Origin of the sequence: Stutzerimonas stutzeri RCH2, from assembly GCF_000327065.1 — a bacterium.
Lineage (GTDB): Bacteria > Pseudomonadota > Gammaproteobacteria > Pseudomonadales > Pseudomonadaceae > Stutzerimonas > Stutzerimonas stutzeri_AE.
The window spans coordinates 2,076,102-2,089,377 of record NC_019936.1 but is presented as its reverse complement, the minus strand read 5'-3'; the positions used below and the strand labels follow the sequence as shown (position 1 = coordinate 2,089,377).

Genomic DNA, 13,276 nt, shown 5'->3' with positions numbered 1-13,276 from the left:
TTGACCTCAGAACGAGAGCATTACCAGCCACTACTCGATAGCCAAGCCGGGCAAGCTGCTCGATAAGCCAACAAAAATAATATTGGCGGCGAATTCGAGAGGGCTGGCGCTGCTGACGAAACTGAGGAGGACGGCAGGATGAAAAATGCCCCACAACGAAAAAGGCCGATGCTTTCGCAACCGGCCTTTTTCGGTGATCTATTTGGTCGGGACGGAGTGATTCGAACACTCGACCCCTTGCACCCCATGCAAGTGCGCTACCAGGCTGCGCTACGCCCCGACTGTCGCCATCAGCACTGCTGAAAGCGGATCGAACTATACATTAAGCATCTGAAAATGTGAAAGTTTTTTAGATGCCAGATCAACTATTTCCTCAGCACCTGAAGGACCTCTTCCAGCTCCGAAATCATCTGCCGTATAAGTTGCTTGTACTGAGTGGTATCGTCGCGCGCCTCCTCGCCGGACATACGCTGCCTCGCACCACCAATGGTGAAACCCTGATCGTAGAGAAGCGCTCGAATCTGACGAATCATCAGGACATCCTGACGCTGGTAGTACCGCCTGTTGCCGCGTCGCTTCACCGGGTTGAGCTGAGGAAACTCCTGCTCCCAGTAGCGCAGCACATGTGGCTTGACAGCACAAAGCTCGCTGACTTCACCAATGGTGAAATAGCGCTTGCCGGGGATCGACGGAAGCTCGTCGTTATGACTTGGTTCCAGCATAGGCCTCGACTCTCGCTTTGAGTTTCTGCCCGGGACGGAACGTCACTACCCGACGCGCCGTGATAGGAATTTCCTCGCCTGTTTTAGGATTTCGCCCGGGCCGCTGACGCTTGTCGCGCAGGTCAAAGTTGCCGAATCCGGACAACTTGACCTGCTCGTTATGCTCGAGCGCCTGGCGGATCTCCTCGAAAAACAGCTCCACCAACTCCTTGGCCTCGCGCTTATTCAAGCCCAGCTCTTCATACAGACGTTCTGCCATTTCAGCTTTCGTCAGAGCCCCCATACGCTATTTCCTTAACGTGGCATTGAACCTTTCTTCCAGGGAGGTGAGGATTTTCTGCATTGAACCGTTCACCTCATCGTCGTTTAGAGTGCGCGATGGGTGTTGCCAGGTCAAGCCGACTGCCACACTTTTGCTAAGAGGATCAATACCTTTGCCCTGATAGACATCAAATAGCTTGAGGTCCGTCAGATAGTCGCCCGCAGCGTGACGAATGCAGGTGAGGATTTCCTCAGCAGGTACTTCCCGCGCGACCAACACAGCTAGATCGCGGCGCACCTCGGGGAAACGCGACAGCTCTGCAAAGGACGGCATCCGCCCCTCGGCGATCTCACTGAGCTTGAGTTCGAACATGAACACAGGCTGATCGATCCCTAATTTGCCCGCCAACTCAGGATGCAGACTACCTACGAACCCAACCAGCGTTCCTTCGCGCTCGACACGTGCGGTCTGCCCAGGGTGCAAAGCCGGATGCTCTCCAGCGACGAATCGATAAGCGCCGGCGTTGCCGGCATTAGCCAGTAGAGCTTCAACATCTGCCTTGACGTCAAAGAAATCCACCGCTTCGCGAACATTCGTCCAGCCCTCGGGCTCACGGCTACCCGTCACCACACCGGCCAGCATGGCCTCCTGTTCAAGCTCTGGCAGCTGACCGACAAAACGCAGCCCCGCCTCGAACAGGCGCACACGCGACTGCTGTCGATTGAGGTTGTATTGCAATGCCTTGACCAGGCCCGGCCAGAGCGAGGCGCGCATCGCGGCCATATCTGCAGAAATCGGGTTGGCCAGCTCCAATGGCTTCACGCCCGGACTGAACAGCTCGAAAAGCTTGGGATCAATGAAACTGTAGGTGATCGCCTCCTGATAACCACGAGCCACGAGCAGACGACGAAGCAGTGGCAACTCGGCGCGGGCTTCCGGCTTGGCTTCCGGCGCAAGGCGGGCTTGCGGATAGCGCACCGGCAGGCGATCGTAGCCATACAGGCGCCCCAACTCTTCGATCAGGTCGACTTCAAGGCCGATGTCAAAACGATGACTTGGAACACTGACCTGCCAACGACCTTCAGCCTCTTCGGTCACCGCCAACCCCAACGATGTGAGTAGGCGTACCACCTCGGTGCCGTCCATTTCCAGGCCCAACATCTGCGTGATGCGCTCAGTACGTAGCGTGACCGGCGTTACCTTAGGCAAATTACTTTCGCTGACTACTTCGACAATGGGTCCAGCCTCACCACCGACGATCGCCAGCAACAACCCTGTTGCGCGCTCCATAGCCTGACGCGCCAGCTGCGAATCGACCCCGCGCTCGTAGCGGTGGGACGCATCGGTGTGCAAACCGTAGGAACGCGCTTTGCCAGCCAGCGCAATGGTGTCGAAGAACGCGCTCTCCAGGAAAATGCTCTGCGTAGATGCAGTTACGCCACTATGCTCCCCACCCATGACACCCGCGATCGCAAGCGCTCGTTGCTGATCTGCGATAACCAGAGTGTCCGCCCGCAGGGTGATTTCCTGGCCGTCGAGCAGGACGAGCTTTTCGCCCTCTTCAGCCATTCGAACCCGAATACCACCGTTGATCTCGGCAAGATCAAAGGCATGCAGGGGCTGGCCCAGTTCGAGCATTACGTAGTTGGTTACATCGACGACCGCATCAATGCTGCGGATGTCTGAACGGCGCAGGCGCTCGACCATCCACATAGGCGTCGGACGTGACAGATCGACGTCTCGAATGATACGCCCGAGGTAACGCGGACATGCAGCAGGCGCAAAAACCTCGACTGGACGCGAGTCGTCATGACCAACTGGCACCGCTGCAACATCCACCGGACTGACTGCTACGCCATAGATCGCGCCGACCTCCCGTGCCAAGCCAGCAATGGATAGACAGTCTCCGCGGTTAGGCGTCAGGCCGATTTCGATGCTTACATCATCGAGACCAAGAAACTCGCGGAAATCAGTACCAACTGGTGCGTCGCAAGCTAGCTCCATCAGACCGCTATCGTCACTACCTACCTGCAACTCGGTTTCCGAGCAAAGCATGCCGTTGGATTCAATACCGCGGAGCTTAGCTTTCTTGATCTTGAAATCGCCCGGCAATTGGGCGCCAATCATGGCAAACGGGATCTTCAGGCCTGGCCGCACGTTAGGCGCGCCGCACACGACCTGAAAGGTTTCACTCCCATTGCTGACCTGACAGACCCGAAGCTTATCGGCATCGGGGTGCTGCGCCGTCTCCAGCACCTCACCGACAACCACTCCGCTGAAGCTGCCAGCAACGGGTGTCACCGCATCAACCTCGAGCCCGACCATAGACAGACGAGCCACCAGCTCCTCGCGAGAAACCTGCGGATTGACCCAGCTCCGCAGCCATTGTTCACTGAATTTCATCCTGCTCTCCTAATAGATCGTTGACTGGCGGCGGTACTAGCGAAATTGCGCGAGAAACCGCAGGTCGTTGTCGAAGAACAGGCGCAAGTCATTGACACCGTAACGCAGCATGGCAAGACGCTCGACACCCATACCGAAAGCAAATCCGGAGTACCGCTCCGGATCGATCCCAGACATCCGCAGTACGTTCGGATGCACCATGCCGCAGCCCATCACCTCAAGCCAGCCGGTCTGCTTGCACACACGGCAGCCCTTGCCACTGCACATCACGCATTGCATATCGACTTCTGCAGAGGGCTCAGTGAAAGGAAAGAAGGACGGACGGAAGCGAACCCCCAGCGGCTTCTCGAAGAACACCCGCAGGAACTCTTCAATGGTGCCTTTTAGATCGGCAAAACTGATGCCCTCATCGATCAACAGACCTTCGACCTGATGAAACATCGGTGAATGAGTGATATCCGAATCGCAACGATAGACACGCCCAGGACAGACAATACGAATTGGCGGCTGCCGTGATTCCATGGTGCGCACCTGGACCGGTGAGGTATGCGTGCGCAATAGCATGTTGGCATTGAAATAGAAGGTATCGTGCATCGCACGCGCGGGGTGATGCCCGGGAATATTCAACGCTTCGAAGTTGTGATAATCGTCTTCGACTTCGGGGCCTTCTGCCACGCTATAGCCGATGTGGCTGAAGAACTGCTCGACGCGCTCCAAGGTACGAGTTACCGGATGCAGACCACCTGACAGCTCGCCACGCCCGGGCAATGTCACATCGATTTGCTCTGCCGCGAGCTTGGCATTTAGGGCCGCCAGTTCCAAGTCAGCCTTGCGAGCGTTCAACACATCTTGAACGCTGTTCTTGGCTGCGTTGATCAGAGCGCCGGCCTGCGGACGTTCCTCAGCAGAGAGCCTGCCCAGCGCTTGCATCAACTGGGTAAGCTCGCCCTTCTTCCCCAGGTACTGAACACGCACCTGTTCAAGGGCAGCGATATCCTCGCTTCGTTGCACGGCCTCAAGCGCTTGCGAGACCAGCGCATCCAAATTTTCCATGTACATAACCTCCAGAGGTTCTTGCAGAACCGCGCTGGCAAACGACCTAACGCCAAGCGCATTTTTGCAAAAGCCCCGTCTCAGATACGAAATAGGGGAAGAGCACAAGGCTCTTCCCCTATTGATGACGTTGCAACGAACCCGAAGATTCGTGATTGCCGGGGCTTAAGCCAGAGAAGCTTTGGCTTTCTCGACAATCGCAGCGAACGCCGCTTTTTCGTTCACTGCCAGATCGGCCAGAACCTTACGGTCGATCTCGATGGCCGCCTTCTTCAGACCGGCGATCAGACGGCTGTAGGACAGACCGTTGACACGAGCACCAGCATTGATACGGGCGATCCACAGAGCGCGGAACTGACGCTTGCGCTGACGGCGGTCACGGTAGGCATACTGGCCAGCCTTGATTACCGCCTGCTTGGCAACGCGGAATACGCGCGAACGCGCTCCGTAGTAGCCTTTGGCGAGTTTCAGAATTTTCTTGTGACGGCGACGGGCAACGACGCCACGCTTAACACGAGCCATGAGTTATTCCTCTGAGTCTTGACCGGATCAACGAACGCGCAGCATGCGCTCCACCTTTGCAACGTCGGACGGATGCACTTGCGAGCAACCGCGCAGCTGACGCTTACGCTTGGTGGTCATCTTGGTCAGGATGTGGCTCTTGAAAGCGTGCTTGTGCTTGAAGCCGTTAGCAGTCTTCTTGAAGCGCTTCGCAGCACCACTTTTAGTCTTCATCTTTGGCATGTTCGGTACTCCACATTGTGGGTGATTACAAATAACCGCAAGGCCTGCCAGTGCCCTGGAGGTTACTTTTTCTTCTTGGGAGCGATGACCATGATCAGCTGGCGTCCTTCCATCTTAGGATGCTGTTCGACCGAGCCATATTCAGCGAGATCGGTTTCGACCCGCTTCAACAACTCCATCCCCAGCTCCTGATGGGCCATCTCACGACCGCGGAATCGCAACGACACCTTGGCCCTGTCCCCGTCACTCAGGAAACGCACCAGATTGCGTAGCTTGACCTGGTAGTCCCCTTCTTCCGTCCCTGGACGAAACTTTACTTCTTTGACCTGAATCTGTTTCTGGTTCTTCTTCGCCGCAGCAACCTGCTTCTTCTTTTCGAACAGGTGCTTGCCGTAATCCATGATCCGGCATACCGGCGGAATCGCATCGGCAGAAATCTCAACCAGATCCAGCTTGGCTTCTTCTGCTACTTGCAGCGCTTCATCAATCGAGACGATGCCAATCTGCTCGCCGTCAGCACCAATCAAACGGACCTCACGAGCCGAGATATTCTCGTTGATCGGGGCCTTGGGTGCAGCTCGTTTATCCTGTCTCATTTCACGCTTAATAGTCATTACTCCAATTCTTGGCGACCACGCCGGGAAACCGCCTGTGCCAACATCTGCGCGAACTGCTCGACGGGCATGGAGCCCAGATCGACGCCTTCACGGGTGCGCACAGCAACGGATCGTGTCTCAACCTCCCGATCCCCGATAACCAAGAGATAAGGAGTCTTGAGCAAAGTATGCTCGCGGATTTTAAAGCCGATCTTTTCGTTTCTCAAGTCACACTTGGCACGAAACCCGCTTTGGGTGAGCGTTTTTTCAACTTCAGCGGCAAAAGCGGCCTGCTTGTCAGTGATATTCATGATCACTGCCTGCGTCGGCGCAAGCCATGCTGGGAAAGCCCCTTCATAGTGCTCGATCAAAATACCGATGAAACGCTCGAAGGAGCCCAGTATCGCCCGGTGCAGCATGACTGGATGCTGTCGGTCATTATTCTCGCTGACGTACTCAGCACCCAGGCGCACCGGCAGATTGAAGTCCAGCTGCAGTGTGCCGCACTGCCACACCCGCCCGAGACAATCACGCAAAGAAAACTCGATCTTGGGACCATAGAACGCGCCCTCGCCTGGCTGCAGATCGTAAGGCAAGCCGGCACTTTCCAGTGCCGATGCCAAGGCCGCCTCGGCACGATCCCAAAGATCATCGGAACCAACACGCTTCTCGGGACGAGTCGACAATTTCAGCTCGATATCTGAGAAGCCGAAATCAGCATATACCGCCTGCGTCAGCTTGATGAACGCCGCGGACTCGGCCTGCATCTGCTCTTCGGTACAGAAGATGTGCGCATCGTCCTGGGTAAAGCCGCGCACCCTCATGATGCCGTGCAGCGCACCAGATGGCTCGTTACGGTGGCAAGCGCCGAACTCGGCCAGTCGAAGTGGCAGCTCGCGATAGCTCTTCAAGCCCTGGTTGTAAACCTGCACGTGGCACGGGCAGTTCATAGGCTTGATAGCGTAATCACGACTTTCCGACTCAGTGGTGAACATGTTCTCGGCATAGTTCGCCCAGTGCCCGGACTTCTCCCAGAGCACGCGATCGACAACCTGTGGAGTTCTGATCTCCAGGTAGCCGTTTTCACGCTGAACCTGACGCATGTACTGCTCGAGTACTTGATAAAGAGTCCAGCCATTCGGGTGCCAGAACACCATCCCCGGCGCCTCTTCCTGCGTATGGAACAGATCCAGCCGCTTGCCGATCTTGCGATGGTCTCGCTTTTCAGCCTCCTCGATGCGCTGGATGTAGGCTGCCAGCTGCTTCTTGTCCGCCCATGCAGTGCCGTATATGCGCTGCAGCTGCTCGTTTTTTGCGTCGCCGCGCCAATATGCACCAGACAGCTTGGTTAGCTTGAACGACTTCAGGAAGCGCGTATTGGGCACGTGCGGGCCACGGCACATGTCGACGTACTCTTCGTGGTAGTACAAACCCATCGCCTGTTCGTCGGGCATGTCGTCTACCAGACGCAGCTTGTAGTCCTCACCACGAGACTTGAACACTTCGATAACTTCAGCACGCGGCGTCATCTTTTTGATGACATCGTAATCGCGATCGATCAGCTCCCGCATACGCTGCTCGATTGCAGCCACATCATCAGGAGTGAAGGGTCGCTCGTAGGCGATATCGTAATAGAAGCCCTCATCAATCACCGGCCCAATAACCATTCGCGCCGTTGGATAAAGCTGCTTCACGGCGTGCCCAATCAGATGCGCACAGGAGTGACGAATGATCTCCAGCCCTTCCTCATCCTTCGGGGTGACGATCTGCAACGCAACATCGCTATCGATCAGGTCACAGGCATCGACCAACCTGCCATCGACCTTGCCTGCCACGGTCGCCTTGGCAAGACCGGCGCCAATGGACTGAGCCACTTCAGCAACGGTAACGGGATGATCAAACGAACGCTGACTGCCATCGGGAAGAGTAATGGTGGGCATGGCGCCTCCTCTCCTAGTGGTGACCCGTACCAAAGGCCACATGGGTTGGGATGAGCCAGTAAAGCGATTCGGCGAGCCAGCCTGCCGCACAATGGCAGGCGCCTGTTGAGCTCATTCTCGACCGAACCGAAGTCACTGGAGAAAACAAAGACTGGCGATGCTTTCAGAAAGCCGAAGCACTGACAAGCAAGCCAAAAAAAAGGGTCGCTTGCGCGACCCTTTAATCGAATTGGTAGGCACAATTGGATTCGAACCAACGACCCCCACCATGTCAAGGTGGTGCTCTAACCAACTGAGCTATGTGCCTTCGATGGGGGCGCATTATAAAGCGACAAAAAAAAGAGTCAAGCGCTTTTTTCTTCTAACTCACTGATATCTGGAAAATTTGAAAATACATACGCCTCAGGTTGGCAGCCTGGCGACCCGCAACGTTAAACGCTAGCATGCGTAAAATATTCAGAACGGAGTATCCAGTATGCCGAACAAGGGATATCCAGCTTCCTACTATGCAGCCACGGCTAATTCAGCGACTGCTCGATCCGAACTTCAGGACAACAAGCAGGTGGACGTGTGCGTGATCGGCGCAGGCTATACCGGCTTGTCCACCGCTCTGTTCCTGCTCGAAAAGGGTTACAGCGTGGCCGTACTGGAAGCTGCGAAAGTCGGCTTCGGCGCATCCGGACGAAACGGCGGCCAGATCGTCAATAGTTATAGCCGCGACCTGGATAGCATCGAGCGCACCGCTAGCGCTGCAGCGGCGAAACTGATCGGCGAAATGGCGTTCGAAGGCGGCCGCATTATCCGCGAACGAGTCGCACGCTATGATATTCAATGTGATCTGAAAGACGGGGGCGTATTCGCTGCTTTCAATCAGAAGCAGATGCTCCACCTCGAAACACAGAAAGCCCTCTGGGAACGATACGGCTACCAACATCTGGAGTTACTGGATGATAGAGGCATACGGCAGGTGGTCGCATGCGACCGCTACGTCGGCGGCATGCTCGACAAGCATGGCGGCCACATCCACCCACTCAATCTTGCGCTCGGCGAAGCCGCGGCCGTCGAGTCGCTAGGCGGAACCATCCACGAGCATTCCCCCGCCATTCGTATCGAACGAGGCGAAACACCGCTGGTGCATACACCCAAGGGAACCGTTCGCGCGAAATTCGTAGTGATTGCAGGTAACGCCTACCTGGGAAATCTGGTTCCCGAGCTCGCAGCCAAGTCAATGCCCTGCGGCACGCAAGTGATAGCAACCGAACCGCTGAGCGAAGAACTTGCGCACAGCCTTCTGCCGCAGGACTACTGCGTTGAGGATTGCAATTACCTGCTTGACTACTATCGACTCGCCGCCGACAAGCGCCTGATCTATGGCGGTGGCGTCGTCTATGGCGCACGGGACCCCGCCGATATCGAATCGATCATCCGACCCAAAATGCTTAAGACCTTCCCACAATTGGAAAAGGTGAAGATCGACTATGCCTGGACGGGCAATTTCCTGCTGACGCTCTCGCGACTACCCCAGGTCGGACGACTGGGCGGCAATATCTATTACTCCCAGGGCTGTAGCGGTCATGGCGTGACCTATACGCACGTCGCGGGGAAAGTGATTGCCGAAGCCCTCAGCGGCCAAGCAGAGAGATTCGACGCCTTCGCCAGCCTGCCCCATTATCCATTCCCCGGTGGGCAGCGCCTTCAAGTTCCACTCAGCGCACTCGGCGCGATGTACTACAACCTGCGCGACAGGCTCGGCTTCTGACAGTCAAGGCGCAGAACAAGGCGGGATCGGCACACATTGAGCCGCCCGTCTTTCTTCTTGCGCTGGCAGCGCGACCCTGAAGCGCTTGTCATTTGGAGCAAGTCGTATCGCGCAATTTCGCGCTTCTTGAGCACTGGAGCCGCAACCCTGCTCAGCTAGCAGCTGTGAAAGGTTGAACCAACCGATGGCAAAGCCGGGATCCAGTCGAACGCTGACGCGCAACGACTCTTCGGCCGCTGATTTCTCACCCATCGTGTACTGACTGTTCGCTAGCGCGAACCTTGAAAGAGCTGAATCCCAGCGCGTTACGGCCGCCTCGTACGCGGCGCGAGCAGCACGGACCTGCCCCACCTCTTCCAGATCGCTCGCACTGCGCAGCCAGACCGTCTCCTGGGCCGTATGCGGCATCTGATCGGCGCTCAGCGTAACCACGGCCCAACGCTCGGCCTTGACCCAGGAACGCTCGAATTCCCGGAAGCTACCGACCCAGCGCTTCGTAGTGCCGGAGCGCAACACAACTTGCTGCGTGGAAAGGTCATACCCCACAACCACAGCGAAGTGCCATTGCGGCCAGCGGTCAAAGGCCAGGTTTTGCAGTACCAGCACCGGATTACCCGCCGCCACTTCGGCAAGCAGATCCTCTAGACGAGGTTGCAACGGGTACACCAGGAGACCGCTCGAACGAGCCGCGGCGACCATTTCTACCTGCAGGCTGCCTTTGCGTTGTGGAATGTAAACCTGATCCACCAGCGCATCCGGCGTCGTAGCGATACCCCGCTGCGAAAGCATTGTCGCCAAGGCTGCAGGCCCGCATTGGTAATCATCCTGGGGGTAGAACGGTACTTCCGTCAGCTCTGCTCTGGCCGGAAGCTGCGCATCGTCGACTAGAGTAACCGTCGTCCGAGCGCAGCCGCCGAGCAGACCGACAAGCAGCAGTATGAGTAGCCGCTGACTCAACGGTTGATGCAGTTGACGAAGTTGAAGATGTTGGTGGCGCAGAGCATGTCGGTGATGATGAAGATCACCAGGAACAATACGATCACGCCCACCACTCCGGCACCAGCCGGCGCCTGGTCGAGTTGCTGATTGAACTGGGCCAGTTCGGCGGCCGTCAGACCATTGATACGCTTCTCGACCTGGTCGCGATCAACACCCATGGACACGAGCTTCTTTTGCACATCCTGATCGTCGAGCATAGTCAGCAATTGTTGCCGATCCACCTGCTGCTGATGCTCAGAGATGACCTCCGGCGTACCGATCATCGCTGCCTGAGCAAGGGGGATCTGTGCTACCAGAAGAATATGCAGCGCAGCCAGCACCGTCGCAACTCGCTTGAGTAGTGGGGAAGTGAACATAGCGGGAAACTCCTTGTTTTCGTCAACTGAGGATTGCAAAGCGCCATCAGGCAATAAGACGAGCCCGTGCCGTTTCGGTTCCCGACGTACTGGCTGCTTTTTCTAAACGCACCCCGTCACGCCGACGGCCAGCCCCTGCCCTATCGACCTGCTCGCAACTTTGATAATAGTTGCGATTGAACGAAACGACCGAATAAGGAGAACACGTGCACCTACCCAAACTGTCCATCCCTACGCTGCTGGCGGCGACAGTACTTTCGGCCGGCTGCCAATCCACGGCCTCAGCGCCAACAGGGTTTAGCGAGGCACCGAACGCTTGCAACGCCGAAGCGGTGCGCAATCTCATAGGCAAAACAGCGACGCCCGCATTATTGGAAGAAGCCAAGAGTCGGTCAGGAGCGGATACCGCGCGCATACTCGGGCCCAACGATATCGTCACGCTCGAATATGACTCTAGACGCCTGAACATCAATACCGACGCAGGCATGACAATAGAGCGAATCAGCTGCGGTTAGCGCTTTCAGGCAGGACACCAACCCCGGTTACCGCCCACACTTTCCAGTGCTGAGCGGCAACCGGAGAACCCCGCTATGCCATCGCCCTTCGCATGCGCAGATGGGATGCGGAGATTCGCTTGGGCGGCGTGAGCAGAAAATGCAGCTTGAAGCGGTCGATAATGACCTGCGCCAATAGCGGGGCGGCGATACCTATCAACGTTCCGATTATGAGATGCGCAGCAATCGAGTCGATACCGAGGAACTTGCTGAGTATCACGCGGACGCCGCTGCCCGCCAGAATGTGCATCAGATAAATCGTCATCGATGAAGCGCCGATGAACAGGAACCAGTCGACTCGGAACTGACCAAGCCACATCGACAACGCAATCATGAAGAAAATGGATACCGTGGCGAGCGCCAGCACTGGCAGGCCACCATCGACGTAATTCATGCCAAACGTAACGTGGAATAGATACTGCCCGACCACGAACAAAACACCGAAAAACAAAGTCAGCTGGGTGTGGCGCGCTAAGAAGAAGGCTTTAACCTCGTTGAACCAGACCCCCAACGCAAAGAACACCGTGTTCCCTAGAATGAAACGGGTCATCTGGTTGACCGTCAGCTCCTGCTGGAATACGAACAGCACACCAAAAAGCACTACGAACGGCAGAAAATACCGACGGTCGGCGCGCGCATAAAGGAAGGTACAGACGACGAAAACCAGAAATAGCGCGTAAAGGAACCAGAACTGAGCTCTTGGCATCCACAGCAGCGAGAAGACCTCGACCAGGGTAACCTGCCCATTCGTATAGTTGGACATTCCAACCTCGAACAACCCCTGCAGTAGCGACCAGACAATAAATGGATAAACGATCGTGTCGACTTTGTTAACAATCAGACCGCCGCGCCCACGCTTCTGCAGCGAATCGAAGAAGAACAACCCTGAAAGGAAGAAGAACAGCGGCATGTGAAAGCTGTAGATGATGCTGTCTACCAATACGAACTCGGCCTCATCCATTGGTAGCCCCGCATTGAAGACACCTCGTGCGACATGCCCGTAGACAACGAGGATAATCCCGATCGCCTTGGCATAATCAACCCAAACGTTTCTCTCCTGCATGTGCTGTTCTCCTTTGTCGGCCAATAAGCAGGCGGCATCCGCCTCATGAAAAAAAGCGGATGGAGGAGATAGACAACAGGTTTTCGGGTTTGTTTACCGACGGCCTCGGCCTGGCACAAAACCTCCCATGCACCAGCTGCAAATCCGGCAACCACAGCGATTGCCGCCAATCGGACGCAGTGCTATACGGACCTTTTTTCGGAGCGCTCCAATGATTGCCCCCGCCTTTTCGTCCTGCTCCATTCTGCTTCTGGCCGGCGGTCGCGGACAACGCATGGGCGGGCAGGATAAGGGGCTGATCAACTGGCACGGCCGCCCGCTAATCGAATGGATGCACGATGTTGTTCGGCCGTTGACCGACGAGCTATTGATATCGTGCAACCGCAATCAGTCACGCTACGCCATGTATGCCGACCGCTTGGTCGCCGACGAAGCTGAAGGATTCCCTGGACCACTCGCTGGAATCCGCGCGGGCCTTGCAGCTGCGCGCAACCGCTGGGTGCTTCTGCTCCCCTGCGACACGCCACTAATTGATCGACCTTTGCTGCAGTCGTTGTACTCCACTGCAATCGAAACACCGGACAGGCCTCTCATGCTCCGCAGCGGGGACCAGTGGGAGCCACTGTTCAGCATTATCCCAATCAGCCTGCGCGGACAGATCGAAGCTTGCTGGCATCGCGGTGAGCGCAGCCCGCAACGCGTTCTGCTTCAGCTGGGGGCAGCTGAACTCCTAATTCAGCCAGGCGACCCACGCTTGGCCAATCTCAACACGCCGGAACTGCTTGAGATGGCCAGAGCAAGTACGGGAACTTCATCCTAGTACGC

At 56.5% G+C, this 13,276-nt stretch carries 14 protein-coding genes and 2 tRNA genes; 3 read left to right on the top strand and 13 right to left on the bottom strand.

Features of this window, described 5'->3' with window-relative positions:
- Positions 1 to 203 precede the first annotated feature (203 nt).
- The 10 genes from PSEST_RS09640 to PSEST_RS09595 form a co-directional block, all read right to left on the bottom strand.
- Positions 204 to 280, bottom strand: a tRNA-Pro gene (locus PSEST_RS09640).
- Between the two features lie 85 nt (positions 281 to 365).
- Positions 366 to 722: a MerR family transcriptional regulator gene (locus PSEST_RS09635; RefSeq protein ID WP_015276808.1), complete on the bottom strand. Its 357-nt coding sequence runs from the start codon at positions 720 to 722 to the stop codon at positions 366 to 368.
- On the bottom strand, positions 703 to 1,005 hold the full coding sequence (gene ihfA, locus PSEST_RS09630; RefSeq protein ID WP_003282572.1) for an integration host factor subunit alpha: 303 nt from the start codon (positions 1,003 to 1,005) through the stop codon (positions 703 to 705). The genes PSEST_RS09635 and ihfA overlap by 20 nt, the downstream gene beginning before the upstream one ends.
- A 3-nt stretch (positions 1,006 to 1,008) precedes the next feature.
- Positions 1,009 to 3,387 carry a phenylalanine--tRNA ligase subunit beta gene (pheT, locus tag PSEST_RS09625; protein ID WP_015276807.1) on the bottom strand — a complete coding sequence of 793 codons (2,379 nt, stop codon included), beginning with the start codon at positions 3,385 to 3,387 and terminating at the stop codon, positions 1,009 to 1,011.
- Positions 3,388 to 3,423: 36 nt separating this feature from the next.
- Positions 3,424 to 4,440 (bottom strand): phenylalanine--tRNA ligase subunit alpha, encoded by a 1,017-nt coding sequence (gene pheS / locus PSEST_RS09620; RefSeq protein WP_015276806.1) that lies wholly within the window; start codon positions 4,438 to 4,440, stop codon positions 3,424 to 3,426.
- 165 nt (positions 4,441 to 4,605) lie between these two features.
- Positions 4,606 to 4,962 (bottom strand): 50S ribosomal protein L20, encoded by a 357-nt coding sequence (gene rplT / locus PSEST_RS09615; RefSeq protein ID WP_003282569.1) that lies wholly within the window; start codon positions 4,960 to 4,962, stop codon positions 4,606 to 4,608.
- Positions 4,963 to 4,989: 27 nt separating this feature from the next.
- The gene (gene rpmI, locus PSEST_RS09610; RefSeq protein ID WP_003298367.1) at positions 4,990 to 5,184 is read right to left on the bottom strand and encodes a 50S ribosomal protein L35; all 195 of its coding nucleotides are present in this window, start codon (positions 5,182 to 5,184) and stop codon (positions 4,990 to 4,992) included.
- Positions 5,185 to 5,246: 62 nt separating this feature from the next.
- Positions 5,247 to 5,798, bottom strand: a complete 552-nt coding sequence (gene infC / locus PSEST_RS09605) for a translation initiation factor IF-3 (protein ID WP_015276805.1) — start codon at positions 5,796 to 5,798, stop codon at positions 5,247 to 5,249.
- Positions 5,798 to 7,720 (bottom strand): threonine--tRNA ligase, encoded by a 1,923-nt coding sequence (gene thrS / locus PSEST_RS09600; RefSeq protein ID WP_015276804.1) that lies wholly within the window; start codon positions 7,718 to 7,720, stop codon positions 5,798 to 5,800. Before thrS ends, infC begins: the two co-directional genes overlap by 1 nt.
- A 230-nt stretch (positions 7,721 to 7,950) precedes the next feature.
- Positions 7,951 to 8,027 (bottom strand) — tRNA-Val (locus PSEST_RS09595).
- Between the two features lie 168 nt (positions 8,028 to 8,195).
- Here PSEST_RS09595 and PSEST_RS09590 point away from each other — a divergent pair.
- Positions 8,196 to 9,479 carry an NAD(P)/FAD-dependent oxidoreductase gene (locus PSEST_RS09590; protein WP_015276803.1) on the top strand — a complete coding sequence of 428 codons (1,284 nt, stop codon included), beginning with the start codon at positions 8,196 to 8,198 and terminating at the stop codon, positions 9,477 to 9,479.
- Between the two features lie 3 nt (positions 9,480 to 9,482).
- On the opposite strand, the gene PSEST_RS09585 is transcribed toward PSEST_RS09590, so the two are convergent.
- Positions 9,483 to 10,436 carry a PA2778 family cysteine peptidase gene (locus tag PSEST_RS09585; protein WP_015276802.1) on the bottom strand — a complete coding sequence of 318 codons (954 nt, stop codon included), beginning with the start codon at positions 10,434 to 10,436 and terminating at the stop codon, positions 9,483 to 9,485.
- Complete coding sequence (locus PSEST_RS09580; RefSeq protein WP_015276801.1) at positions 10,433 to 10,834, bottom strand: PA2779 family protein; 402 nt, start codon at positions 10,832 to 10,834, stop codon at positions 10,433 to 10,435. The genes PSEST_RS09585 and PSEST_RS09580 overlap by 4 nt, the downstream gene beginning before the upstream one ends.
- 206 nt (positions 10,835 to 11,040) lie before the next feature.
- Here PSEST_RS09580 and PSEST_RS21735 point away from each other — a divergent pair, with 206 nt between their 5' ends.
- The gene (locus tag PSEST_RS21735; protein WP_015276800.1) at positions 11,041 to 11,349 is read left to right on the top strand and encodes an I78 family peptidase inhibitor; all 309 of its coding nucleotides are present in this window, start codon (positions 11,041 to 11,043) and stop codon (positions 11,347 to 11,349) included.
- A 73-nt stretch (positions 11,350 to 11,422) separates the two neighbouring features.
- Here PSEST_RS21735 and PSEST_RS09575 read toward each other — a convergent pair whose 3' ends face one another.
- Positions 11,423 to 12,451: an acyltransferase family protein gene (locus PSEST_RS09575; protein WP_015276799.1), complete on the bottom strand. Its 1,029-nt coding sequence runs from the start codon at positions 12,449 to 12,451 to the stop codon at positions 11,423 to 11,425.
- A gap of 211 nt (positions 12,452 to 12,662) precedes the next feature.
- Between PSEST_RS09575 and mobA the strand changes: the two genes are divergently transcribed.
- A complete protein-coding gene (gene mobA, locus PSEST_RS09570; RefSeq protein ID WP_015276798.1) occupies positions 12,663 to 13,271 on the top strand; it encodes a molybdenum cofactor guanylyltransferase MobA in 609 nt (202 codons plus the stop codon).
- The last annotated feature ends 5 nt before the right edge of the window (positions 13,272 to 13,276 follow it).

Bases quoted from the DNA above. Each gene is read 5' to 3' on its own strand.
- infC (WP_015276805.1), bottom strand. From the start codon at position 5,798: ATGACTATTAAGCGTGAAATGAGACAGGATAAACGAGCTGCACCCAAG.
- pheT (WP_015276807.1), bottom strand. From the start codon at position 3,387: ATGAAATTCAGTGAACAATGGCTGCGGAGCTGGGTCAATCCGCAGGTT.
- PSEST_RS09575 (WP_015276799.1), bottom strand. From the start codon at position 12,451: ATGCAGGAGAGAAACGTTTGGGTTGATTATGCCAAGGCGATCGGGATT.
- PSEST_RS09590 (WP_015276803.1), top strand. From the start codon at position 8,196: ATGCCGAACAAGGGATATCCAGCTTCCTACTATGCAGCCACGGCTAAT.
- ihfA (WP_003282572.1), bottom strand. From the start codon at position 1,005: ATGGGGGCTCTGACGAAAGCTGAAATGGCAGAACGTCTGTATGAAGAG.
- mobA (WP_015276798.1), top strand. From the start codon at position 12,663: ATGATTGCCCCCGCCTTTTCGTCCTGCTCCATTCTGCTTCTGGCCGGC.
- rpmI (WP_003298367.1), bottom strand. From the start codon at position 5,184: ATGCCAAAGATGAAGACTAAAAGTGGTGCTGCGAAGCGCTTCAAGAAG.
- PSEST_RS09635 (WP_015276808.1), bottom strand. From the start codon at position 722: ATGCTGGAACCAAGTCATAACGACGAGCTTCCGTCGATCCCCGGCAAG.
- thrS (WP_015276804.1), bottom strand. From the start codon at position 7,720: ATGCCCACCATTACTCTTCCCGATGGCAGTCAGCGTTCGTTTGATCAT.
- pheS (WP_015276806.1), bottom strand. From the start codon at position 4,440: ATGGAAAATTTGGATGCGCTGGTCTCGCAAGCGCTTGAGGCCGTGCAA.
- PSEST_RS09580 (WP_015276801.1), bottom strand. From the start codon at position 10,834: ATGTTCACTTCCCCACTACTCAAGCGAGTTGCGACGGTGCTGGCTGCG.
- rplT (WP_003282569.1), bottom strand. From the start codon at position 4,962: ATGGCTCGTGTTAAGCGTGGCGTCGTTGCCCGTCGCCGTCACAAGAAA.